Genomic DNA, 23,309 nt, shown 5'->3' on the forward strand with positions numbered 1-23,309 from the left:
ATCAGGCGGGGATGTGACCGTACCGGTACATGTCGACGAGCTCGGGCGGAATGCCCCAGTCCGTCGCGCCGAGCCGGTCGTGCAGTGCCTCGAGATCCGCGCGGCTCGCGCGTTCGAGCTGTTCGACCATGCGGTTGCGCGCCGGGACGAAGTCGTGCTGGAAAGCCGCGTTGATCTGGTGGCGGACCGTCTTGGCGATCGCCGCTTCGCGCGACAGGTTGCGGATCAGCGGCCGCTCCGGCGCGAGGTCCGCATAACGCGGGTCGATCGGCTCGCCGCGCATCGCCGCGACGAGGTCGCGGCACAGCACCGGCGACAGATGAAAGCCGTCGCGCTTGGTGCCGCCGAGGATCCACAGGTCGCGCACGCTGGTCGCGCCGATCAGCGGATAGAGATCGGATGTCGTCGGGCGCCAGCCGACGTTGACGTTGACGAGATTCGCGCGCGAGAAACGCGTATTGATCTGGTCCATCGCCGATTTGAGCAGCGTATACGCGCTGCCGGCATGCCCGTGTTCGTGCGGCACCGGGCTGATGTAGTTGCTGGCGCCGACGAGCGTGCGGTCCGGGCCGTACGGCGCCGAATAGACGCCGCACGCGAGGCCGCGGTTGGTCGTGCGCACGCAGTGCGTATGCACGTTCTCGCTGCTCTGCAGTTCGATCGACATGCCGATGCCGTAGAACAGCCGCTGCACCGGCAGCTCCGGCACGCTCGCCTGCAGCACGCGCGTCAGGTTCGCGCCGTTGCAGAGCACGAAGCGGTCGGCCTCGACCGTCGAGCCGTCGCTCAGCCGGGCGCCGGTCACGCGCCCGCTCGCGACGTCGATGCGCTCGACTTCGGCCGAAACGAAGGTGACATGGCCTGCCGCGGCCACGCTGGCCTGGAGCGCATCGAGAAACTGTTTCGGGTTCGTCCAGCCTTCGCGCTTCAGATACACCGCGTTCAGCGCGCGGAACTGCGGATGCGGGTGATAGTTCGGGATGCCGGCGGGATCGACGGTCTCGCACGGCTCCTCGAATTCGCGGCAGAAGCGCCGCATCGCCGCGAAGTTCTCGTCGTCGAGCGCGTCGGTGGCCGCGTTGTTGAGCACGTAGGTGCCGAAGCCGTGCGCGACCGCGTGCGCCGGCGTGCAGATCTCGGCGAACACGCCGGGCCAGGCGGCGGTCGCCGCGCGGCTCAGCTCGAACTTGAAGCGGTCGAGCGGCGTGCCGAGCGAATCGCCTTCCAGTTCGGTGAACGAGTTGAGCATCGCGGCGGCCGCGCGCGTCGCGGAACCTGGGCGCTGCGCGGGACCGACGACGACGAGCTCGATGCCCGGCTCGGCGCGCTGCCAGGCACGGGCCGTCATCAGCCCGAGGATGCCGTTGCCGAGGATCGCGATCTTCATGGGCGCACCCCGCCGCCTTCCGGGAACGTCAGATAGCACAGCGACGGATACGATTTCGCCTTGTGGATGCGGTGCGGGTGCTTGCCGAGCAGCTCGCGCACGTAGTGGATCCCTTCGGCCGGCGTCTGGCCGCCGCGCGTGAGCTGCCAGAACGCGACCACGCCGCCGGGCACGAGCCGCTTCATCACGGTCTCGAAGGCGTGGCGCGTCGGTCCCGGCACGTTCAGGTCGAACCACGCGAGCGCGACCGGTTCGCCGGGATGCGCTTCCTCGTAGGCGGCGAGCGTTTCGCGGCAGTCGCCTTCCCACACGTGGTGCTTGCCGTTCACGTGGCCCATCGCGTTGTTGCGTTCGTGCAGCGACAGCAGGTTGCGCAGCAGGTCCGCGTAGTCGCCGGCGAGCGAGTACGTGCCGTCGGAGAACAGCTTGCGATCGCGCGAATCGGTGTCGGAGAAGCCCGCGTAGCCGGTGAACGTATCGAACGCGTGAATCCGGCGCTGGAAGTTCAGCGGCTCGAGGATCGCGCGGAAGTTCTCGCACAGCACGGCGGTCTGCCCGCGCCAGGTGCCCAGATCGAGGATCGAGCCGGGCAACGGCACGATCTGCTCATAGACCTCGTACGTCGCGAGAATCCGCGCGAGCAGCGAGCCGCGCACGAACAGGCCGAGCGAGCGTTCGAGTTCCTCCTGCGTCGCCGGATAGGTCTGCATCAGGTCGAACAGTTCGCGCCGCGCGGCGAGCTGATCGTCGTTCGAGTTGGAGATGATTGAGGACTCGTGCATACACATGGCTCCAGGCGCTGAGGGTGGATTCGAGGGCATCCCCAGCCGCGGGCCGGCAAGCGGCTTGCGCCCGGCGCGATCGTCCGCGCGGTGGACGCCTCCAAGTCTGTGCCCGAGTCTATCGATCCGCGCCCGGATCGAACGGCGGATTAGCGGGCCGTTTCACCCCGCATTTCGACGGATGCCGCCGCGACCGGCGGCCGGGCGGGCGCAGCCGCCGCATGCCGCCGCAATGCCGAAAACCGTTATCCGGCGCGGCCCGGCGCGATCCGGCACCCATGCGCGGCATGCCGTCTCGGCCGACGATCCGCGTTCCGCGCCGCTCGAGCCGCAACCTTGACCGGCGTCATGCCGGCACCCGCGCGGTCACATGAAAAGCGACCAAATCCGGCACCTGCTCCGCCGATTGGAACGACAGGCGCGCGCCGAGAATGCTGGCATGTCGAAGGCCGTCCGCCCGCATGCCGACCGGTATCCGCCCGGGCGTGCCTTCGCGATCACGTGCCGGCCCGCGCGCCGGTGCGCGCGCCCCTATCGAACCCAGGCTGGCTTACCACGATGACTGATCTCACGCTGCCCGACTCCCCCGTCGCCACGATCGAAGCGGCGCTGGCGCTGCACCAGGCCGACCGCCTCGAAGAAGCCGAGACGCTGTACCGGCAACTCCTCGACGCCGACCCCCGGCACGCGGACGCGCTGCACCTGCTCGGCCTGATCGGTCACCAGTACGGGCGCTATCAGGAGGCGTCCGAACTGATCATGGCGGCGATCGAGATCAAGCCCGACGCGATCTACTACTACAACCTCGGCAACGTGATGCAGGCGCACAACCGCCCGGCCGCGGCCGCCGAGTGTTTCCGCCTCGCGATCGAGCTGCGGCCCGACTACGTCGACGCGCACAACAACCTCGGCAACGCGCAGCGGCTGGCGGGCAACGCGCGCGCGGCCGTCGACGCGTTCTGCCAGGCGATCGCGCTGCAGCCCGACCACGGGCAGGCGTACAACAATCTCGGCAATGCGCTGCTCGACCTGAACGAGATTCCGGCCGCGCTCGAGGCGTACCAGCACGCGGTCGCGCTGCGCCCCGAGCTGCCCGAGCCGCGCAGCAACCTGCTGTTCGCGTACCACTACAGCGATGCGTTCGACCAGCAGGCGTATCTCGACGAAGCGGCCCGCTTCGACGCGCTCGTCACCGGCCGCGCGCAACCGTGGTCGACCTGGCTCGTCGACCTGACCGCGCGCATCGGCCGGCCGCTGCGCGTCGGCATCGTATCGGGCGACCTGAAGTCGCATCCGGTCGGCTATTTCATCGAAGGGATGCTCGCGCACCTGAACGGCGCGCGTGTCGAGCTGCATGCGTACCCGACGCGCGACGTCGAGGACGACGTCACCGCGCGCCTCAAGCAGCGCTTCGCGTCGTGGACCCGCCTCGCGGGCCTCGGCGACGCCGCCGCGGCCGCCCGGATCCGCGACGACCGCATCGACGTGCTGATCGATGCGTCGGGCCACACGATCCACAACCGCCTGCCGCTGTTCGCGTGGAAGCCCGCGCCGCTGCAGGTGAGCTGGCCCGGCTATTTCGCGAGCACCGGCATGCGCGCGATCGACTACGTGCTCGGCGACCGCCACGTGATGCCGGACGACGAGGCCGCGCATTTCGTCGAGCGCGCATGGCATTTGCCCGACAGCTACCTGTGCTTCACGCCGCCGGCCGTCGAGCTCGACGCCGGCCCGCTGCCGATGCTCGCGAACGGTTATCCGACCTTCGGCTATTTCGGCAAGCTCGCGAAGCTCACCGACCGCGTGATCGCGGTATGGTCGCGCGTGCTGGCCGACGTGCCGAACGCGAAACTGTTCGTGAAGGCGCCGCATCTGGACGACCCGCGCGAGCAGGACGCGCTGTCGGCCCGCTTCGCGGCGCACGGCATCGGCGCGGCGCGCCTGCTGTTCGAGGGCCGCTCGCCGCGCGACGAATACCTCGCCGCGTACCGGCGCGTCGACCTGATGCTGAGTCCGTTCCCGTACCCGGGCGGCACGACGACGGCCGAAGCGCTGTGGATGGGCGTGCCGGTGCTCGGCCGCCGCGGCGCGCGGTTCCTGTCGCACATCTGCGAAAGCCTGCTGCACGCGGCGCGCCTGCCGGAATGGATCGCCGACGACGATGACGATGCGTACGTCGCGAAAGCCGTCGCGTTCGCGCGCAATCCGGCCGAGCTGGCCGTGCTGCGCACGACGTTGCGCGCGCAGGTGCTCGCCGCGCCGCTGTGCGACGCGCCCCGCTTCGCGCGCCATTTCGAGGACGCGCTGCACGCGATGTGGGCGCGCCACGTCGAGGCCGCGCCGGGAGCCGCGTCGTGAACGGCCGGTCCGTGCTCGTCACCGGCGGTGCGGGCTTTCTCGGCTCGCACCTGTGCGAGCGCCTCGTCGGCGCCGGTTACGACGTGATGTGCGTCGACAACTTCTACACGGGCAGCAAGCACAATGTCGCGCACCTGATCGGGCACGTCAATTTCGAGCTGATCCGCCACGACGTGTGGCTGCCGCTGTACGTCGAAGCCGACCGCGTATTCAACATGGCGTGCCCGGCGAGCCCGGTGCACTACCAGAGCGATCCCGTGTCGACGGTGAAGACGGCCGTGCTCGGCGCGATCAACATGCTCGGCCTCGCGAAGCGCTGCGGCGCACGCATCCTGCAGGCGTCGACGAGCGAGGTGTACGGCGACGCGCAGCAGCATCCTCAGCAGGAAAGCTACTGGGGCAACGTCAATCCGAACGGGCCGCGCGCGTGCTACGACGAAGGCAAGCGCTGCGCCGAGACGCTGTTCTTCGACTATCACCGGCAGCACGGCGTCGACATCCGCGTGGTGCGGATCTTCAACACCTACGGCCCGCGCATGCGCGCCGACGACGGGCGCGTCGTGTCGAACTTCATCATGCAGGCGCTGCGCGGCGAACCGATCACGCTGTACGGCGACGGTAGCCAGACGCGCTCGTTCTGCTACGTCGACGATCTCGTCGAAGGCCTGCTGCGCATGATGGATCAGAACGACGACACCGGCCCGATGAACCTCGGCAATCCGAGCGAGATCACGATCCGCGAGCTGGCCGAATGCGTGCTGCGGCTCACGGGTTCGAAAAGCCGCATCGAATATCGCCCGCTGCCCGCCGACGATCCGCTGCAGCGCCGCCCCGACATCGGTCGTGCGCGTCAGCGCCTCGACTGGCAGCCCGGCGTCGCGCTCGAGGACGGCCTGAAGGAAACGATCGCCTATTTCCGCAAACAGGTGAATGCATGACCCCCGAACTGATCGACGCCACCTGCCCCGTTTGCGCGCATACCGTTGCCGCGCCGTTCTTCCCGGCCGGCGAGCACACGCTCGCGACGCTTGCCTGGCCCGCGTCCGCCGAAGCGGCCCGCCGGCTGCCGCGCCATGTGCTCGACTTCGTCCAGTGCCCGCGGTGCTCGCACGTGTGGAACCACCGCTTCAGCTACGATGCGATTCCGTATCAGAGCAACCCGAACCGGATGTTCAACAGCGGCGGGATCTGGAAGGGCCATCTCGCGGCCACGCGCGACCTGCTGCTCGGCGCGCTGCCGGCCGAACCGGCCGTCGTCGAGATCGGCTGCGGCGAAGGGCATTTCGTGCGCGGGCTCGCCGAAGCGAGCCGCGGCGGCCGCTTCGCCGGCTTCGATCCGAACGCGAGCGCGGGCACCGGCCACGGCATCGAGTTCCATGCGCGGCTGTTCGAGCCGCTCGCCGACATGCCGGCCTTCCGGCCCGATGCGATCGTCATTCGCCACGTGCTCGAACACCTGACCGAACCCGCGAAGCTCGTCGAGCAGCTCGCATGGGGCGCCGTGCGCCAGCCGAACGCCTGCTGGCTGTTCGCGGAAGTGCCGTGCATCGATCGCGTGTTCGAGACCGAGCGCCTCGCCGATTTCTTCTATGAGCACGTGTCGCAGTTCACGACGGAATCGTTCCGCACGCTGATGGCGCGCGCGGGCGAGGTCGTCACGCTCGCGCACGGCTACGACCGCGAAGTCGTCTATGCGCTGGTGCGGCTCGGCGTGCCCGAGCAGGCGCGCAAACGTGCCGATGCGTCGACGCATTTCGCGGCCCGCACGGTCGAGCACCGCGCGGCGATCGCCGGGCAGCTCGCGGCGCTGGCCGAATCGGGGCGGCGTGTCGCGATCTGGGGCGGTACCGGCAAGGCCGCCGCGTTCATCCATCACTTCGATGCCGACGCCGCACGCTTTCCGCTCGTCGTCGATTCCGATCCCGACAAGGTCGGCACCTACGTGCCGGGCACGGGCCAGAAGATCGAATACCGCGACGCGCTGAAAGCGGCGCCGGCCGACGTGATCATCATCCCGACGCAATGGCGCGCACGCGACATCGTCGCCGAGATGTCGCGCGAGGGGATCGCGGCCGCGGCCGTGATGATCGAGCACGAAGGCCGGCTGATCGACTTCGGGCGCGAACCGCATCCGTATTGAGCGGCCCACGCGATGGAGTCGATCGGACCGCAACTGCAGGCTGCACTCGCGCATCACCAGGCCGGCCGTCTCGTGGAAGCGAAGACGCTGTACGACGCGATCCTCACGGCGCAGCCGGGCCAGCCCGACGCGATGCATTTCCTCGGCCTGCTCGCCTGCCAGCTGAAGCAGTACGACGCGGGCCTCGCGCTGATGGAGCGCTCGCTCGCGGCGCGGCCGGACGCGTCGTACTTCAACAACCTCGGCAACATGCTGCGCGAATGCGGCCGGCTCGACGACGCGATCGCGCATTACCGCCGCGCGGTGGCGCTGCGCCCCGAGTTTCCGGAAGCGCACAACAACCTCGGCAACGCGCTGCGCGACGCGCGGGTGCCGGCCGAGGCGATGGCGAGCTGTACGCGCGCGATCGAGCTGCGGCCCGGTTACGCGGAGGCGTACAACAACCTCGGCAACGTGTTGCAGGATCTCGGTGAACTCGACGCGGCGGCGGCCAGTTACGGCAAGGCGATCGCGTTCCACACCGCGTATGCGGAAGCGCACAGCAACCTCGGCCACGTGCTGCGCGCGCAGGACAAGCACACGGAAGCGATCGCGCACTACCGCCGCGCACTCGAACTGAGCCCTGCGCTGCCGGCCGCGCGTCACGGCCTCGGCCTGTCGCTGTGGGCGCTCGGCGAACTCGGCGAAGCCGCGCGGGTGCTGCGTGCCGCCGTCGCGGCCGAACCTGGCGATGCGGACCTGCACAACAACCTGGCCGGCGTGCTGCGCGATGCGGGCGACCTCGACGGCGCCGCGTCGCACTATGGGCGCGCGCTGGAACACGATCCGTCGATGGCGGTCGCGCATGCGAACCTGAGCGGCGTGTTGCGCCGCCAGGCGCGTTACGCGGAGGCGTTGCGGCATGCGCAGCATGCGATCCGGCTGGCGCCCGGTCTCGCCGATGCGCACAACCATGCCGGCAATGCGTATCACGGCCTGAACGATCTCGACGCGGCGGACGCGAGCTACCGCACCGCGCTCGCGCTGAACCCGGCCGATGCCGGCGCCGCCCACAACCTGTCGGTCGTGCTGCTCAAGCGCGAGCGGCACGACGACGCGCTCGCGTATTGCCGGCAGGCGCTGTCGGCCGGCCGCCCGAGCGCGGCGATGCACGTGAATCTCGGCGACATCCTGCGCGGCCAGGGCAACGTCGACGCCGCCGTGCCCGCGTACCGGGACGCGCTGGCGCTGGTGCGCGACGACGCGGACGACGGCGCGGCCGATGTACTGAGCCGCCTGCTGTTCGCGTCGGCCGCGTCGGCGAGCGTGCCGCCCGCCGATTACCTGAACGACGCGCGCCGCTACGGCCGGCATCTGGCGGCCCGTTCGACGCGTTATCCGCACGACGTAAGCGAACGTGCGGCGCGCGCGCGGCACCGCCCGCTGCGCGTCGGTTTCGTGTCGGGCGACCTGCGCCTGCATCCGGTCGGGATCTTTCTCGAAAGCGTGTTCGCGCATCTCGATCGCACGCGCGTCGCACCGCACGTCTATGCGACGTCGGACGAGGAAGACGCGGTCACCGCGCGGCTCAAGCCGCATGCGGCCGCCTGGCGCTCGATCGCCGCGCTCGATCCGCAGGCGGCCGCGCGCACGATTCACGACGACGGCATCGACGTGCTCGTCGACCTCGCGGGCCACACGCAGGCGAGCGGCCTGGCCGTATTCGGCTGGAAGCCCGCGCCGGTGCAAGCGAGCTGGCTCGGCTTCTTCGCGTCGACCGGGTGCGATGCGATCGACTACTTCATCGGCGACGCGTACACGTTGCCGGAAAGCGAAGCCCGTCATTTCGTCGAGGCGCCGTGGCGGCTGCCGGACAGCTACCTGTGCTTCACGCCGCCGGCCGACGACGTGCCGGTCGGCCCGCTGCCGATGGCCGCGAACGGCGGCGTGACGTTCGGCTGTTTCGGCAAGCTGGTGAAGCTCGGCGACGACGTCGTGCGCGTGTGGTCGCGCGTGCTGCACGCGCTGCCGTCGGCCCGGCTGCTGCTGAAGGCGCGCGAACTCGAACACGCGGCCGTGCGCGACGCGACCGCCGCGCGGTTCGCGCGGCACGGGATCGACGCGAGCCGGCTCGCGTTCGAACCCGCATCGCCGCGTGCCGACTATTTCGCCGCGTACAACCGGATCGACATCGCGCTGAGCCCGTTCCCGTACCCGGGCGGCACGACGACGGCCGAGGCGCTGTGGATGGGCGTGCCGGTCCTCGGCATGCGGGGCACGCGCTTCGTCACGCACATCTGCGAGAGCCTGCTGCACGCGGCCGGCGTGAACGACTGGATCGCCGGCGACGAAGACGACTATGTCGCGAAGGCGGTGGCGGCCGCCGCCGACGGGGCGCGCCTGGCGGCGCTGCGCGCGGATTTGCGCGCCACGCTGCTCGCGTCGCCGCTGTGCGACGCGGCGCGTTTCGCACATCATCTCGAAGACGCATTCCACGGCATGTGGGCACGCTATACGGAAACGGCACACGCAGCATGAACGACATCAACGACACCCTGCAACGCGCGCTGGCGCATCACCAGGCCGGCCGTCTCGCTGAAGCGAAGACGCTGTACGACGCGATCCTCACGGCGCAGCCGGGCCAGCCCGACGCGATGCATTTCCTCGGCCTGCTCGCCTGCCAGCTGAAGCAGTACGACGCGGGCCTCGCGCTGATGGAGCGCTCGCTCGCGGCGCGGCCGGACGCGTCGTACTTCAACAACCTCGGCAACATGCTGCGCGAATGCGGCCGGCTCGACGACGCGATCGCGCATTACCGCCGCGCGGTGGCGCTGCGCCCCGAGTTTCCGGAAGCGCACAACAACCTCGGCAACGCGCTGCGCGACGCGCGGGTGCCGGCCGAGGCGATGGCGAGCTGTACGCGCGCGATCGAGCTGCGGCCCGGTTACGCGGAGGCGTACAACAACCTCGGCAACGTGTTGCAGGATCTCGGTGAACTCGACGCGGCGGCGGCCAGTTACGGCAAGGCGATCGCGTTCCACACCGCGTATGCGGAAGCGCACAGCAACCTCGGCCACGTGCTGCGTGCGCAGGAAAAACACACGGAAGCGATCGCGCACTACCGCCGCGCGCTCGAACTGAATCCCGCGCTGCGCGTCGCGCAACGCGGGTTGGGCGCCGCGCTGCGGGCGACCGGCGATTTCGACGGCGCGCTCGCGCATGCACGCGCGGGACTCGAGCCGGACGATGCCGAAGCCCATTGCGCGCTCGGCATCTCGTTGCGCAGCATCAACGATTTCGACGGCGCCGCCCAGTTGTTCGAACGCGCGCGCGAGATCGATCCGCGCTACGCGCCGGCCTGGGCGCGGCTCGGCGAGCTGCGTTGCCAGCAGGGCGAATACGAGGCGTCCGTGCACCTGTGCCGGCGCGCGATCGAGCTCGATCCCGAGCTGGCGGACGCGTACAACTTTCTCGGCCTCGCGTATCACAACCTCGACCGGATGGCGGCCGCGGAGCTGAGCCATCGCCACGCGATCGACCTGAACCCGGACGACGCCGATGCGCACCACAACCTCGCCGCCGCGCTGTTCCGCCTCGACAAGCTCGACGAGGCGATGGACGAATACCGGATCGCACAGGCGCTCGGCATCGATCCGGTGAAGATCCAGCTGACGCTCGGCGACATCCGCTGGGCGAAGCGCGACTTCGCGGGCGCCGTCGCGGCCTTTCGCGAGGCGATCGAGCACGACCCGCATCGCGCGTATGCGCGCCTGCTGTTCAACATGTCGAGCTCGGCGGCGTTCGAGCCGCGGGACTGGGTGGTCGAGGCGCACCGCTACGGCGAACGCCTGGCGCGCGACGTGCAGCCGTTCGAGCACGATCGCGCCCGGCGCGTGCGAGACGCGCGCGGCCGCCCGCTGCGCGTCGGCTTCGTGTCGGGCGACCTGCGCCAGCATCCGGTCGGCATCTTCCTCGAAAGCGTGCTCGCGCATCTCGATCGCACGCGCATCGAGCCGCATGCGTACGTGACCTTCGTGGTCGAGGACGACGTGACGGCGCGGCTGAAGTCGGGCTTCGCGAGCTGGAAGAAACTGACCTGCATGAACCGCGACCAGGCGGCGCGGATGATTCGCGACGACGGCATCGACGTGCTCGTCGACCTCGCCGGGCACACGAACTGGAGCGGGCTGCCGATCTTCGCGCACCGGCCCGCGCCGGTGCAGGCGAGCTGGCTCGGCTTCTTCGCGACGACGGGGGTGCGCGCGATCGACTATTTCGTCGGCGATGCGTACACGCTGCCGGCCGACGAGGCCGAGCACTTCGTCGAGGCGCCGTGGCGGCTGCCGGACAGCTACCTGTGCTTCACGCCACCGGCCTACGACGTGCCGGTCGGCCCGTTGCCGATGGCCGCGAACGGCGGCGTGACGTTCGGCTGCTTCGGCAAGCTCACCAAGATCAGCGACGACGTCGTCGCGCTGTGGTCGCGGCTGCTGCAGGCACTGCCCGATGCACGCCTGCTGCTGAAGGCGCACGAACTCGGCGCGGGCGACCTGAATGCGGCGACGCGCGCGCGCTTCGCGCGGCACGGCATCGACGCGGGCCGGCTGATCCTCGAAGGCGGGTCGCCGCGCGCGGAATACTTCGCCGCGTACAACCGGATCGACATCGCGCTGAGCCCGTTCCCGTACCCGGGCGGCACGACGACGGCCGAAGCGCTGTGGATGGGCGTGCCGGTGATCGGCATGAAGGGCGGGCGCTTCGTCACGCACATCTGCGAGAGTCTGCTGCATGCGGCCGGGATGGGCGACTGGATCGCCGACGGCGAAGCGTCGTATCTCGCCAAGGCCGTCGCGTTCGCACAAGATCGCGACGGGCTGGCTGCGTTGCGCGCGACGTTGCGCGAACGCACGCTCGCGTCGCCGCTGTGCGATGCCGCGCGGTTCGCACGCAATCTCGAGGACGCGTTCCACGGGATGTGGGATCGCTACGCGGCCGGCGAGACGACGGAGCCGCGCGCATGACGGGCCTCGTCGCGGAACGGTTGAACGCGGCGCTCGCGCACCATCAGGCCGGGCGTCTCGACGATGCGCGCGTGTTGTACGAGGCGATTCGCCGCGACGCGCCCGACCAGCCGGACGCGACGCATTTCCTCGGGCTCCTCGCATGCAAGCTCGGCCAGTTTCCGGCCGGCCTCGCGCTGATGGAGCGCGCGATCGCGCTGCGTGCCGATCCCGTCTACCTGAACAACCTCGGCAACATGCTGCGCGCGCACGGCCGGCTCGACGACGCGATCGGCGCCTATCGCCGCGCGATCGCGCTCGCGCCCGGTTATGCGGAAGCGCACAGCAACCTCGGCAACGCGCTGCACGAGGCGGGCGACGCCGACGCCGCGATGCTGAGCTGCGCGCAGGCGCTCGCGCTGCGGCCCGACTATGCGCCGGCCTACAACAACCTCGGCAACGCGCTGCGGGACAAGGGCGAAGCGGATGCCGCGGCGCGCGCGTACGAGAAGGCGCTCGCGCTCGATCCCGCCTATGCGGAAGCGTGTTTCAACCTGGGCAACGTGTGCGGCGCGCAGCATCGGCACGACGACGCGATCGCGCACTACCGCCGTGCGATTGCGCTGCAGCCGGGCCTGCACGCCGCGCATCACGCGCTGGGCATGCTGCTGCTGGAGCGCGGCGAACTCGACGCCGCGATCGCGAGCCTCGCGTGCGCGGCGGAGTCGGGCGACGTCGACTGGTTGTTCGGCCTCGCGGCCGCGCTCGATCACGCGGGAGATCTCGACGGTGCGGTGGCGAGCCTGCGGCGCGCGCTGGCTGTCGCGCCCGATCGCGCCGAACTGCATCACCATCTGGCACAGACGCTTGTGCGGCAGGGCAAGCGGCGCGAGGCGCTCGACAGTTGCCGCGTCGCGCTGTCGTTGCCGAACCCGACCGCGCAGATGCACGCGGTGATGGGCGACATCCTCTGTGCGCTGTGGCATATCGATGCCGGGCTCGCGAGCTACGACCGCGCGCTCGAGCTCGATCCGGCGTTTCGCAACGCGCACTCGGGCCGCATGTTCCACGGCGCCGGCACCGACCGGCTGTCGGCGGCGCAACTGCGCGAACGCGCCTGCGCGTTCGGCGCGCAGATGGCGGCGCTGGCATCGCCGCATCGCCACGCGCCGCGGCCGGCGAACGGGCGCGCGTTGCGGGTCGGCTTCGTATCCGGCGACCTGAAATCGCATCCGGTCGCGGTGTTCCTGCTGAGCGTCGTCGCGGCGCTCGATCGGTCGCGCGTCGAACTGGTGGCCTACGCGACGCAACCGGTCGAGGACGACACGACCGCGGCGCTCAAGCGCCACTTCGCGCTGTGGCGCGACCTCACGCCGCTCGACGACCGTGCGGCCGCCGACCTGATCGCGGCCGACCGCATCGACGTGCTGGTCGACCTGAGCGGTCACACGGCGTCGAACCGGCTGCCGCTGTTCGCGTGGAAGCCGGCGCCGGTTCAGGCGACCTGGCTCGGCTATTTCGCGACGACGGGCGTCGCCGCGATCGACTACGTGATCGGCGATCGCCACGTGCTTCCACCCGACGAGGCGGCGCATTTCGTCGAACGGCCGTGGCGGCTGCCGGACAGCTATCTGTGCTTCACGCCGCCCGCGCTGCCGCTCGACGTCGGGCCGCTGCCGGCCGAGGGAAACGGGTGCGTGACGTTCGGTTGCCTGAACAACGCGAACAAGATCGGCGAGCCGGTCGTCGCGCTGTGGTCGCGCGTGCTGCATGCGGTGCCGGGCTCGCGCCTGCTGCTGAAGTCGGCGCAGCTCGACGAGGCGGCGCTGCGCACGAGTCTCGCCGCGCGCTTCGCCGCGCACGGCATTCCCGCCGAACGGCTGCTGCTGCGCGGCGGCTCGAAGCGGCTCGCGCATATCGGTACGTTCAACGACATCGACATCGTGCTCGATCCGTTCCCGTATCCGGGCGGCACGACGAGCATGGAGGGGCTGTGGATGGGCGCGCCGTTCGTCACGCGGCGCGGCGACCGTTTCCTGTCGCATATCGGTGAAAGCATCCTGCACACGCTCGGCATGCCGGAATGGATCGCGGACGGCGACGACGCTTACGTCGCGAAGGCGGCCGCGTTCGCGAACGACCTGCCGCGCCTGGCCGCCGTGCGGGCCGGGCTGCGCGAGCGGCTCCTGCGCTCGCCGTTGTGCGATGCGCCGCGCTTTGCCCGGCACCTCGAAGCGGCGTTCGCGCAGATGCATGCGGCGGCGGTCGAACAGGCGGCGCGCGGCGCGCACTAGCGTAGGCGCGGCGCCCGGGGGCGCGCAAGGCGCCTCCTTTCGCCCCCTGCCTGCCGGCGAAAAAAGAGCCGCACGCATGCGGCTCGACGATACGACGTCGGCGCCCGCTCGATGGCGGCGCGCGTTGTTGTTCGCAGGCTTACAGCATGCCGGTCGTCTGGTAGGCGCTCGCGGCGCGGATCCGCTCGCGCGATGCGGTGAACTGCTGCGCGAGCCGGTCGCGATCGGCCTGCGCGTCCTGTGTGATCGATGCGTCGATGTCCATGATCCGGCGGATCGTGTCGAGCGCGGCCGGCGTCTGCTCCGGCGCCAGGCTCATCAGCAGCGGAGAGCGCGCGTCGGCCAGCGCGGCGACGCGCTCCCAGTCGCGCAACGCGCTCGCCGACTGCATCGCCTGGGTCAGGTGCAGCGCATGGTTCAGGGCATCGGTCGTCATGGTCATGGTCGTCGTCCGGTGTCGTGCGAAGGGCGCGTTACTTGTTGGTGGCGAGCGCACCCGCGCTGTTGGTGCCGCCGAACAGCTGGGTCAGGTACTTCGTGTTGTTCGCCATCGTCGCCATCAGGTTGTTCAGCGCGGTGAACTGCGCGTTGTACTGCGTGGTCAGCTGGGCCGAGTAGTTCTGCAGTTGCGTCGCCTGGTCCGACAGGCTCTTCAGGTCCGCGTTGATCGCGGTGGTGCGCTGGTCGATCAGGCCGTTGGTCTGCGTGTAGTTGCTGACCAGGTTGTTGAGCGTCTGGCCGACACCGTTCGTCGTGTTGAACAGTGCGCCGACCGCCGGGTTGTTCGACGTGAGCGCGGTGTTCAGCGCGCTCGAGTCCACCTGCAGCGTGCCGTCCGCCTGCAGGCTGATGCCGATGGCCGCCAGCGAATAGGTCGAGCCGCCCGTCGTGACGCCGCCGCTGATCGCGGTCGCGAGTCCGTTCGAGATCGTGTTCAGCATCGAATCGCCGAGCAGCGGGCCGGCCGTCGACGTGTTCGGATCGTACGACGACAGCGACTGCGCGGTCGTCACGTAGGTGTTGTACGCGCTGACGAACGCGTTGATCGCGGTCGTCGTGGCCGTTGTGTCGGGCGACAGCGTGACCGTCTGGGTCGTGTTCAGCGCCTGCGTCGTCAGGTTCAGCGTGACGCCCGTCAGCACGCCCGACACGCTGTTGGACGCGCTCGTCACCGGCGTGCCGTCGACGGTCAGTTTCGCATCGGCGGCCGCCGTCACGGTCGTGTAGCCCGAGGTCAGCTTCGAATTGACGCCGGTGCCGCTCACCGACACAGTGTTGGCCGCGCCGGTGTTGTTCGACTGGATCACGAGATGCTGGCCGTCCGAGCCGGTGATGACCGACGCGGTGACGCCCGGGTTGCCGGCCGTCGTGTTGATCGACTTCGCGATGTCCGACAGCGATGCACCGGCCGCGACGTTGACGTTGAAGGCCGTGCCGGTGCCGAGCGTGATGCTCAGCGAACCGGCGGAGATCGTGTCCGAGGACGTGATGCCGGCCGACGACAGCTTGTTCGCGGTGGCGAGCTGCGTGACGTTGACCGCGTACGAGCCGGCCACCGCGCCGCCGCCGCTCTTGACCGACGCGGTGATGCCGTTGCCGCTCGCGGTTGCCGCGAGGCCGCTCAGCGTCGTGCCGTTCGACAGGCCCGTGATCGCGGTCTGCAGCGCCGACAGCGCGGATTTCAGTTTGCCGACCGCCGACAGTTCGGTGTTGTCGGCCGTCTGCTTGTTCGTGAGGGTGGTCTGCTGGCCGATGGTCTTGGCCTGCACCAGCGACGTGACGAGCGAATTGACGTCGAGCGTCGAATTGGTCGCGCCGCTGATGATCGATTGTCCGGCCTGCGCCAGGATGCTGCCGATATCCGTCGTGCTCGTCGTGGCCATGCGGGTGCTCCAGTCGTTTGCGCGATGACGCGCGTTTCGGCGGGTCGCCGTACTTCGGTTTCAATGCAAGCAGGGAGGCATGCCTCCCTGGAGTGTCGGGTCCGACGAATCGAACCGGCGCCGTCGCGCGCCGCAACGCGGACGACGCCGTGCGCGCGGGCGAATCGCCCGGCGCGGGGTGTTCCCGATTACTGCAGGAGCTTCAGGACTTGCTGCGGCAGCGAGTTCGCTTGCGCGAGCACCGAGATGCCGGCTTGCTGCAGCACTTGCGCCTTGCTCAGGTTCGCCGTTTCCGTCGCGAAGTCCGCGTCGGTGATCTGCGAACGCGCCGCGCTCATGTTCGTTGCCTGGGTTTGCGTCGTCGTGATCGCAGCCTGGAACGTGTTTTGTGCCGCACCCAGCGTTGCCTGGAACGTGTTCACGTTCTTCAGTGCCGCGTCGATCGACGTGATGGCCGACTGTGCGCTCGTCTGGTCGCTGACCGTCAGGCCGCTCAGGCTCAGGCCGCCGCCCGTGCTCGTCCACACCGTCGCGCCGAAGTTGACGGCCACGGTCTGGTTGGCTGCCGCGCCGACCTGGAACGTGACGTTGCCGGCTGCGCTCAGGATGGTCTGGCCGTTGAACGACGTTTGCGTTGCCACGCGGTCGATTTCGCCGAGACGCGTCGTGACTTCAGCCTGCAGGTTCGCACGTGCGTTCGAATCCAGCGAGCCGTCGCCTGCTTCGACTGCCAGCGTACGGATACGCTGCAGGTTGTCGACGGTCGACTGCAGCGCGCCGGCTGCCGTCTGGATCATCGAGATGCCGTTGTTCGCGTTCGACACGCCTTGGGTCAGCGCGTTGATCGCTGCCGTTTGCGACGTCGAGATCGCGAGACCTGCCGCGTCGTCGGCTGCCGTGTTGACGCGCTTGCCGGACGACAGGCGGTTGATCGCTTGCGACAGCGCGTTTTGCGAGCCCGACAGATTCGTCTGCGTCGTCAGCGAAAGGATGTTGGTGTTGATGTTCAGCATTTGCTTCCTCGTTTTGGAAAATGCCTGAGATACAGACAGGTTCTGATTTCGGCGTTGCGCTTTTTCGCGTCTGGCGCTGCCCGCCTTTCCTGGTTGACGGCGGCACCCGGCGAAAACTTTAGAGGGATGTTTGAGGAAATTCGGGACGGAAGAGGGGATTTCGCCGGGAAGGCTCGCCCGGCATGGCGGACAGCGTGGTGGCCAGGGCGAGGAACACCGCCCGGTTGGGTGGAACGTTTGCCCGCGATCGACAAAAGGATGGTTTTGTCTGTGATTCCCTGCTATGATGGCGGGCTGAATTGAGATTTCTGTCACGCCTCTGCCGTTTTCGGCATGTCTGCTGGCAGTCAAACGCGGCGCTGCACGCGGCTGTGAAGCGTACTCGCGGTGCTTTCCGCCTCTCTTTTCCGGCCTCCGAGGCCGTATTTCCGCTCGTTTCGCCTGTTCGTGGGGACGCTCGGATGGCCGGTGCGTGGCGCTTGGCCGCTACGTTTTTGACCGTTTAAGCAATTTAGGAACGACATGACGACGATTCTTCTGAAAGAAAACGAGCCGTTCGAAGTGGCGATTCGCCGCTTTCGTCGCGCTATCGAAAAAAATGGCCTGATCGCTGAACTGCGTGAGCGCCAGTCTTACGAAAAGCCGACCGCAGTCCGCAAGCGCAAGAAGGCAGCAGCCGTCAAGCGCCTGCACAAGCGTCTGCGCAGCCAGATGCTGCCGAAGAAGCTCCACTAAGAGCGTCTGACGGTTCGCCGCGAAACGGCGGAGTGTGCCTCGAAAGAGGCCGCTCCGCCGTTTCGCTTTTGGGGTCCGGGAAAATCCCGAGGCTCGCCGCGGGGCGGCCGTTCCGGCCGGCGGCCGCGGTTGGCGGCCGGCCGGTGCGGCGTCCGGAAGTCGATTTTCGCGGTCAGGCCAGCCGTGCGCGGGTCGCCCGGCTTCAGGTCATCCGCGTACTGATATTCCCGGTAACGGCGGTTCTGCACGCTGCCGATTAGCGCGCGCAGCGTCAAGGCGTGGCGGCCGACCTGCGTCGGGGAGTGCGCCCGCATCGATGGCGAGCCAGCCCGGCGCATCGAGGCCGCCGGTCGCGCGCAGCGGCGTCGCGCCGGCGAATCGTCGGCATGCGCGAGCGAGGCGGCGAAGCAGGCGGGGGCGGCGGCCTCGCGGCGTGGACGGACGGGCGGTCGCGCGAAGCCGACGGTCATGGCGGGTGAGCAAAAATGCGAGTAAGAATCATTCGCATCGCGCTAAAATGTCGCGCATCGTATCAAGACCCGCCGAACGCGCAATATTTCCAGGCCGCGCACAAGGGCATCCGGCCTCGCCTGGCGCGGCCGGCCGGCGCTTGCGCGGCGTTTGACATCAGATGACCTTCCTCCCGTCGACCCGGGGCCGCCGCCTGTGCCGGCCCGTTTTCCCGTCGCCGCGCACGCGATGAATGCGTTCCCGCGACCGTTTCTCGTCCGCCTGCATCGCTGGTTCGGGCTCGCCATCGCGCTGTTCCTGTTCGTCGCGGGGCTCACCGGCGCGCTGATCGCATGGGACCACGAGCTCGACGCGGCGTTGAACCCCGACTTCTACGTCGCGCGCAGCGGCGCCGCGCCGCTTGCGCCGCTCGAACTGGCGACGCGCATCGAGGCTGCCGACCCGCGCGTGCAGGTGACCTATCTGCCGCTCGCGGTCGAGCCGGGGCACACGCTGCAGGCGGGCGTGATACCGCGCACCGACCCGGCGACCGGCCGGCCGTACGCGATCGATTTCAGCCAGATCGCCGTCGATCCCGCGACCGGCGCGGTGCAGGGCCGCCGCGAATGGGGCGCGCCGTCGCTCGCGCGGCTCGACCTGATGCCGTTCATCTACCGGCTGCACTACTCGCTGTTCCTCCCCGAGTACGGCGGGATCAACTTCGGGTTCTGGGTGATGGGCGTCGTCGGTATCGTGTGGGCAATCGACAGCCTGATCGCGCTCGTGCTCGCGTTCCCGAACCTGAAGAGCTGGCGCAAGTCGTTCGCGTTCCGCGTGCGGCGCGGCGGCTATCCGCTCGTATTCGACCTGCACCGCTCCGGCGCCGTATGGGTATGGGGGCTGCTGCTGGTCGTTGCGGTCACATCGATCTCGATGAACCTCGCGGTTCCGGTCGTGCGCCCGCTGGTGTCGCGGCTGTCGCCGCTCGCGCAGACGCCGTACACGAATCCCGAGCGTTTCCCGCCGGCTCCGCCGGGCAGCACCGTGCTGCCGCGCGAGCGAATCGTCGAGATCGCGCGCCCGGCCGGGCGCGACGCGGGAATCACCGCGCCGCCCGGTGCGCTGCTGTTCGCGCCGGCGATGAACGTCTATGCGGTCGGGTTCTTCACGCCCGGCAACGACCACGGGGACGTCGGGCTGGGTAACGCGTGGTTGTACTGGGATGCGGTGACGGGCAAGCCGGTCGCCGCCCAGGTGCCCGGCCGCGGCTCGGCCGGCGACCTGTTCATGCAGGCGCAGTTTCCGCTGCACTCGGGGCGGATCGCCGGTGTCGCGGGCCGCGTCGCGATCAGCGCGCTCGGCATCGTCATCGCGATGCTGAGCGTGACGGGCATCTGCATCTGGGTGAAGAAGCGCAGCGCACGCGTGCGGGCCGCACGAAGCGCACGGTCGGCCGTGCCGGCGTCGTCACGCGCCGCGCGGTAAGCGACGGGTGGTGCCGTGGCCACCGTCGCCGCGGGCGGCGTTGAAGGACGGGTGCCCGGCTGGCGCCGGTGCCTGCGCCTGCGCGGTCAGCCCGCCTTGCGCTTGCGTGCCGGCTGTTTCCGGCCGAGCGCCGCGCACCGCGCGTGGCACGGGCAGCCGATCTCGTGATCGTTGACCATGCCGGTTGCCTGCATCAGTGCATAGCAGATCGTCGAGCCGACGAACTTGCAGCCGTATGCCTTCAGCGCCTTGCTGAGCGCGTCGGACTGTTCCGTCGACGCGGGCGCGTCGCGGTACGACTGCCATGCATTCTGGATCGGCGTATTGCCGACGAACGACCACAAAAATGCGGCGAGCGAACCGTGTTCGTCGCGGATGCGCTGCACGGCGCGCGCATTGGTGACCGCCGATTCGACCTTCGCGCGGTTGCGCACGATGCCCGGATTCTCCAGCAGCTTGTCGATGCGCTTCGGCGTGAAGCGCGCGACGGCGTCGACGTCGAACTCGGCGAACGCGTCGCGATACCCCGCGCGCTTGTTCAGGATCGTCGACCACGACAGCCCGGCCTGCGCGCCTTCCAGGATCAGCATTTCGAACAGGTGGCGATCGTCGTGCGACGGCACGCCCCACTCGGTGTCGTGATAGTGAGCGTCCGCTTCCGTCTTCACCCAGTTGCACCGCTGCGACATCGTCTGCCTCGTTTTCAGTGTCGAATCGATCGTGCCAGCATAGCGGAAGCCCTTTTTGCGGGATAGCCGGCCGAACGGCAGATGGGCGCGCGGCGCCGATCCGGTTAAGCTTGGCGCCTGTTCGAATCAGCGGGATGAAGGCATGGCGGCATTACTTTTTGCGATCGGCATCGACGGCGGCGGCACGGGCACGCGCGCGGTGCTGGCCGACCGGCACGGGCGCGAGCTCGCGCAGGGGCGCGGCGGCCCGTCGGGGCTCGGGCTTGGCATCGAGCGCGCGTGGGCGTCGATCGGTGCGGCGTGCGCGGACGCGTTCACGCAGGCCGGCCTTGCGTTCGACTGGTCGCAGTGCGCGCTCGGCTGCGGGCTCGCGGGCGTCAACAATGCGGCGTGGCTCGCAGCGTTCCGGGCGCAGGCTCCGCTCGGCGCGCTCGCGATCGAGAGCGATGCATATACGACGGTCGTCGGTGCGCACGGCGGCGCGCCGGGGCTCATCGTCGCGCTCGGCACCGGCAGCATCGCGGCGGCGCTCGACGCGGGCGGCGCGTGCCGGATCGCCGGCGGGTTCGGCTTTCCGTCCGGCGACGAGGCGAGCGGCGCGTGGCTCGGCGTGCGCGCGCTCGCATACGCGCAACAGGCGCTCGACGGCCGCGTGCCGCGCGATGCGTTCGCCGATGCGCTGCTCGCGGAAACGGGCGCGCAGGATCGCGACGCGCTCGTCCAGTGGTCGTGCGACGCGAACCAGACGATCTACGCGCGTCTCGCGCCGGTCGTGTTCACGCACCGCACGCATCCGGTGGCGGGCGCGCTGATCGCGCAGGCCGGCGACGAGATCGGCAAGATGATCGACGCGCTCGATCCGCAGCACGCGCTGCCGGTCGCCCTGTGCGGCGGGCTGGCGGATGCACTCGCGCCGGCCGTGCCGGCGCGCCATGCCGCGCGGCTGCGCGCGCCGCTCGACGATTCCGCACATGGCGCGCTGCGGCTCGCGCTGCAGGCGCTGCGGGTGGCGGAAGGCGGCTGAAGCGAGGCAACGCGGGCCAGGGCGGGGTGGAAGGCGCGTCGGCGCAGCGCCGAAGGCGGCTTGACCGGGAACCGCCCGGCGCGCCGCCGGGCACGACGTTAAAATGGCGATTCCGCAGCGTCCTGTGCGCCATTCTCCCGTCCCATGTACAAAGTCATCGCCACCGATCTCGACGGTACCCTGCTGAACAGCGACCACCAGCTCGATCCGTACACGATCGACACCGTCCGCCGGCTCGACCGCGACGGCCTGCAGTTCGTGATCGCGACGGGGCGCCATTACGCGGACGTCGCCGGCATTCGCGACGTGCTCGGCATCCGGCCGTACCTGATCACGTCGAACGGCGCGCGCGTGCATGCGCCGGACGACACGACGATTCACGCGCAGGACATCGATCCCGCGATCGTCCGCAGCCTCGTGCAGCCGGAGGTCACCGGCGCGCATGGCCGCACGATCGTCAACCTGTTCACCAACGACGGCTGGCTGATCGACCGCGACGCGCCGCACCTGCTCGACTTCCACCAGGATTCGGGCTTCCGCTACGACGTGATCGACATGGCCGCGCACGACGGCGCCGATATCGCGAAGGTGCTGTATATCGGCGAGCCGGCCGATCTGGCGGTCGTCGCCGAGCAGATGCGCGTGCGCTTCGGCGATGCGCTGTACGTCACGTATTCGCTGCCCGACTGTCTGGAAGTGATGACCGCGAACGTGTCGAAAGGCCGCGCGCTGCGCACGGTGCTCGGGCGGCTCGGCGTCGATACCGGCCACTGCATCGCGTTCGGCGACAACATGAACGACATCGACCTGCTCGAAACCGCCGGTCACGCGTTCATGATGAACAACGCGAACCCCGACCTGGTCGCGCGGCTGCCGCACATTCCGCGGATCGGCAACAACTTCGATGCAGGGGTCGCCCGGCACCTGCGCTCGCTGTTCTCGCTCGAGGACAACGTCGCCGCTTCCTGAGCGTCCGGCCCCGGGCGCGTGTCCCGTGCGGAAATGAAAAACGGGCGCCAGTGGCGCCCGTCGAAATTGCCTGCCTCGATGTTGTTGGACAGCGTGAGGCTCGCTGCTCTGCTCGCTTGACCCCGTAGTGTTTTATTCGCTTGTGCGAGCCGATGCCGGAAGCAGGTCGACGGCGTCGTCACGCCCGGCGACCAGCGGGTAGATGATCCCTGCGAGTACCGCGCCGATCATCGGCGCCACCCAGAACAGCCAGAGCTGGCCGATCGCGTCGCCGCCGACGAACAGCGCCGGGCCGGTCGAGCGCGCCGGGTTCACCGACGTGTTGGTGACCGGGATCGAGATCAGGTGAATCAGCGTCAGGCACAGGCCGATCGCGATCGGCGCGAAGCCGGCCGGCACACCGCGCTTGTCGGTCGCGCCGAGGATCACGAACAGGAAGAAGCCCGTCATCACGACTTCGCAGATGAACGATGCGCTCAGCGAGTAGTGGCCGGGCGAGCGATCGCCGAAGCCGTTCGTCGCAAAGCCGCTGCCGACGACGTCGAAGCCCGGCTTGCCGGTGGCGATCAGGTACAGCACGAACGCGCCGAGCGTGGCGCCGACGACCTGCGCGACGATGTACGGAGCGAGATCGCGTGCCGGGAAGCGGCCGGCGACCGTCAGGCCGACGCTGACCGCCGGATTCAGGTGGCAACCCGAGATGTGGCCGATTGCGAATGCCATCGTCAGCACGGTCAGGCCGAAGGCAAGTGCGACGCCGGCAAAGCCGATGCCGAGGCCCGGAAAGGCGGCGGCCAGCACGGCGCTTCCGCACCCGCCGAGCACCAGCCAGAACGTGCCGAATACCTCTGCAGCGAGACGCTGAGAAAGATTCATGTAAGGACCTCGTTCAAGTGGGTTGAAGACCACCGGACGACACTGCGGATTTAATCCCTCGCCCGGAATTGGTCTGGATTATAGGAAATGAATCGCGTCCGGGAGGGTCAACGATTGTTAAATTTGAATGGCTGACGAATGCCTTTTATTAGAATAAGTCCGCATTCTCGATAAAGCCGAATCGGTTAAAGATGACAGTATTTATTTCGAAGGGCAGGGCGGCAGTGCGGATGACGTAACGGGTG

The 23,309-nt window shown here is 69.1% G+C and carries 17 protein-coding genes; 10 read left to right on the forward strand and 7 right to left on the reverse strand.

Translation table 11 applies throughout. The features are described from left to right. Position 1 precedes the first annotated feature (1 nt). Complete coding sequence (locus HWX00_RS24125) at positions 2–1,387, reverse strand: NAD(P)/FAD-dependent oxidoreductase (RefSeq protein WP_175028444.1); 1,386 nt, start codon at positions 1,385–1,387, stop codon at positions 2–4. Continuing rightward, the gene (locus tag HWX00_RS24130) at positions 1,384–2,169 is read right to left on the reverse strand and encodes a class I SAM-dependent methyltransferase (RefSeq protein ID WP_175028445.1); all 786 of its coding nucleotides are present in this window, start codon (positions 2,167–2,169) and stop codon (positions 1,384–1,386) included. The genes HWX00_RS24125 and HWX00_RS24130 overlap by 4 nt, the downstream gene beginning before the upstream one ends. Before the next feature lie 558 nt (positions 2,170–2,727). Here HWX00_RS24130 and HWX00_RS24135 point away from each other — a divergent pair. From HWX00_RS24135 to HWX00_RS24160, 6 genes are read left to right on the forward strand one after another with little or no spacing between them, the layout of a single operon-like run. Next, the gene (locus HWX00_RS24135; RefSeq protein ID WP_069705882.1) at positions 2,728–4,527 is read left to right on the forward strand and encodes an O-linked N-acetylglucosamine transferase, SPINDLY family protein; all 1,800 of its coding nucleotides are present in this window, start codon (positions 2,728–2,730) and stop codon (positions 4,525–4,527) included. Then, complete coding sequence (locus tag HWX00_RS24140) at positions 4,524–5,465, forward strand: UDP-glucuronic acid decarboxylase family protein (protein ID WP_175028446.1); 942 nt, start codon at positions 4,524–4,526, stop codon at positions 5,463–5,465. Before HWX00_RS24135 ends, HWX00_RS24140 begins: the two co-directional genes overlap by 4 nt. Next, positions 5,462–6,667 (forward strand): class I SAM-dependent methyltransferase, encoded by a 1,206-nt coding sequence (locus HWX00_RS24145; RefSeq protein ID WP_175028447.1) that lies wholly within the window; start codon positions 5,462–5,464, stop codon positions 6,665–6,667. Before HWX00_RS24140 ends, HWX00_RS24145 begins: the two co-directional genes overlap by 4 nt. A gap of 12 nt (positions 6,668–6,679) precedes the next feature. Continuing rightward, positions 6,680–9,184 (forward strand): tetratricopeptide repeat protein, encoded by a 2,505-nt coding sequence (locus HWX00_RS24150; RefSeq protein ID WP_175868149.1) that lies wholly within the window; start codon positions 6,680–6,682, stop codon positions 9,182–9,184. Further along, complete coding sequence (locus HWX00_RS24155) at positions 9,181–11,667, forward strand: tetratricopeptide repeat protein (protein ID WP_175028449.1); 2,487 nt, start codon at positions 9,181–9,183, stop codon at positions 11,665–11,667. Before HWX00_RS24150 ends, HWX00_RS24155 begins: the two co-directional genes overlap by 4 nt. Continuing rightward, on the forward strand, positions 11,664–13,940 hold the full coding sequence (locus tag HWX00_RS24160; protein ID WP_175028450.1) for an O-linked N-acetylglucosamine transferase family protein: 2,277 nt from the start codon (positions 11,664–11,666) through the stop codon (positions 13,938–13,940). Before HWX00_RS24155 ends, HWX00_RS24160 begins: the two co-directional genes overlap by 4 nt. A gap of 139 nt (positions 13,941–14,079) precedes the next feature. Here the strand turns inward: HWX00_RS24160 and HWX00_RS24165 are convergent, their stop codons facing one another. From HWX00_RS24165 to HWX00_RS24175, 3 genes are all read right to left on the reverse strand, one after another. Next, entirely contained in the window at positions 14,080–14,376 is a 297-nt protein-coding gene (locus HWX00_RS24165; protein ID WP_059559395.1) for a flagellar protein FliT, read from the reverse strand. Between the two features lie 37 nt (positions 14,377–14,413). Next, entirely contained in the window at positions 14,414–15,823 is a 1,410-nt protein-coding gene (gene fliD / locus HWX00_RS24170) for a flagellar filament capping protein FliD (protein ID WP_034188095.1), read from the reverse strand. Positions 15,824–16,011: 188 nt separating this feature from the next. Beyond that, entirely contained in the window at positions 16,012–16,836 is an 825-nt protein-coding gene (locus HWX00_RS24175) for a flagellin domain-containing protein (protein ID WP_034188094.1), read from the reverse strand. A 522-nt stretch (positions 16,837–17,358) separates the two neighbouring features. On the opposite strand from HWX00_RS24175, the gene rpsU reads away from it, so the two are divergent. Together rpsU and HWX00_RS24185 are read left to right on the forward strand one after the other, a co-directional pair. Beyond that, positions 17,359–17,571, forward strand: coding sequence for a 30S ribosomal protein S21 (gene rpsU, locus HWX00_RS24180; RefSeq protein WP_006401410.1), 213 nt, complete (start codon positions 17,359–17,361; stop codon positions 17,569–17,571). Between the two features lie 699 nt (positions 17,572–18,270). Continuing rightward, a complete protein-coding gene (locus tag HWX00_RS24185; RefSeq protein ID WP_175028451.1) occupies positions 18,271–19,506 on the forward strand; it encodes a PepSY-associated TM helix domain-containing protein in 1,236 nt (411 codons plus the stop codon). A gap of 86 nt (positions 19,507–19,592) precedes the next feature. Here HWX00_RS24185 and HWX00_RS24190 read toward each other — a convergent pair whose 3' ends face one another. Continuing rightward, the gene (locus tag HWX00_RS24190) at positions 19,593–20,195 is read right to left on the reverse strand and encodes a DNA-3-methyladenine glycosylase I (RefSeq protein WP_034188092.1); all 603 of its coding nucleotides are present in this window, start codon (positions 20,193–20,195) and stop codon (positions 19,593–19,595) included. Positions 20,196–20,337: 142 nt separating this feature from the next. Between HWX00_RS24190 and HWX00_RS24195 the strand changes: the two genes are divergently transcribed. Both HWX00_RS24195 and HWX00_RS24200 read left to right on the forward strand, forming a co-directional pair. Next, the gene (locus tag HWX00_RS24195) at positions 20,338–21,219 is read left to right on the forward strand and encodes a glucosamine kinase nucleotide-binding domain-containing protein (RefSeq protein WP_059559387.1); all 882 of its coding nucleotides are present in this window, start codon (positions 20,338–20,340) and stop codon (positions 21,217–21,219) included. Positions 21,220–21,363: 144 nt separating this feature from the next. Then, positions 21,364–22,188 (forward strand): Cof-type HAD-IIB family hydrolase, encoded by an 825-nt coding sequence (locus HWX00_RS24200; protein WP_059559383.1) that lies wholly within the window; start codon positions 21,364–21,366, stop codon positions 22,186–22,188. Between the two features lie 132 nt (positions 22,189–22,320). On the opposite strand, the gene aqpZ is transcribed toward HWX00_RS24200, so the two are convergent. Next, positions 22,321–23,064 (reverse strand): aquaporin Z, encoded by a 744-nt coding sequence (gene aqpZ / locus HWX00_RS24205; RefSeq protein WP_034188089.1) that lies wholly within the window; start codon positions 23,062–23,064, stop codon positions 22,321–22,323. Positions 23,065–23,309: the final 245 nt, after the last annotated feature.

The organism is Burkholderia seminalis DSM 23518, from assembly GCF_902832885.1.
In the GTDB taxonomy this organism is placed as follows: Bacteria; Pseudomonadota; Gammaproteobacteria; order Burkholderiales; family Burkholderiaceae; genus Burkholderia; species Burkholderia seminalis.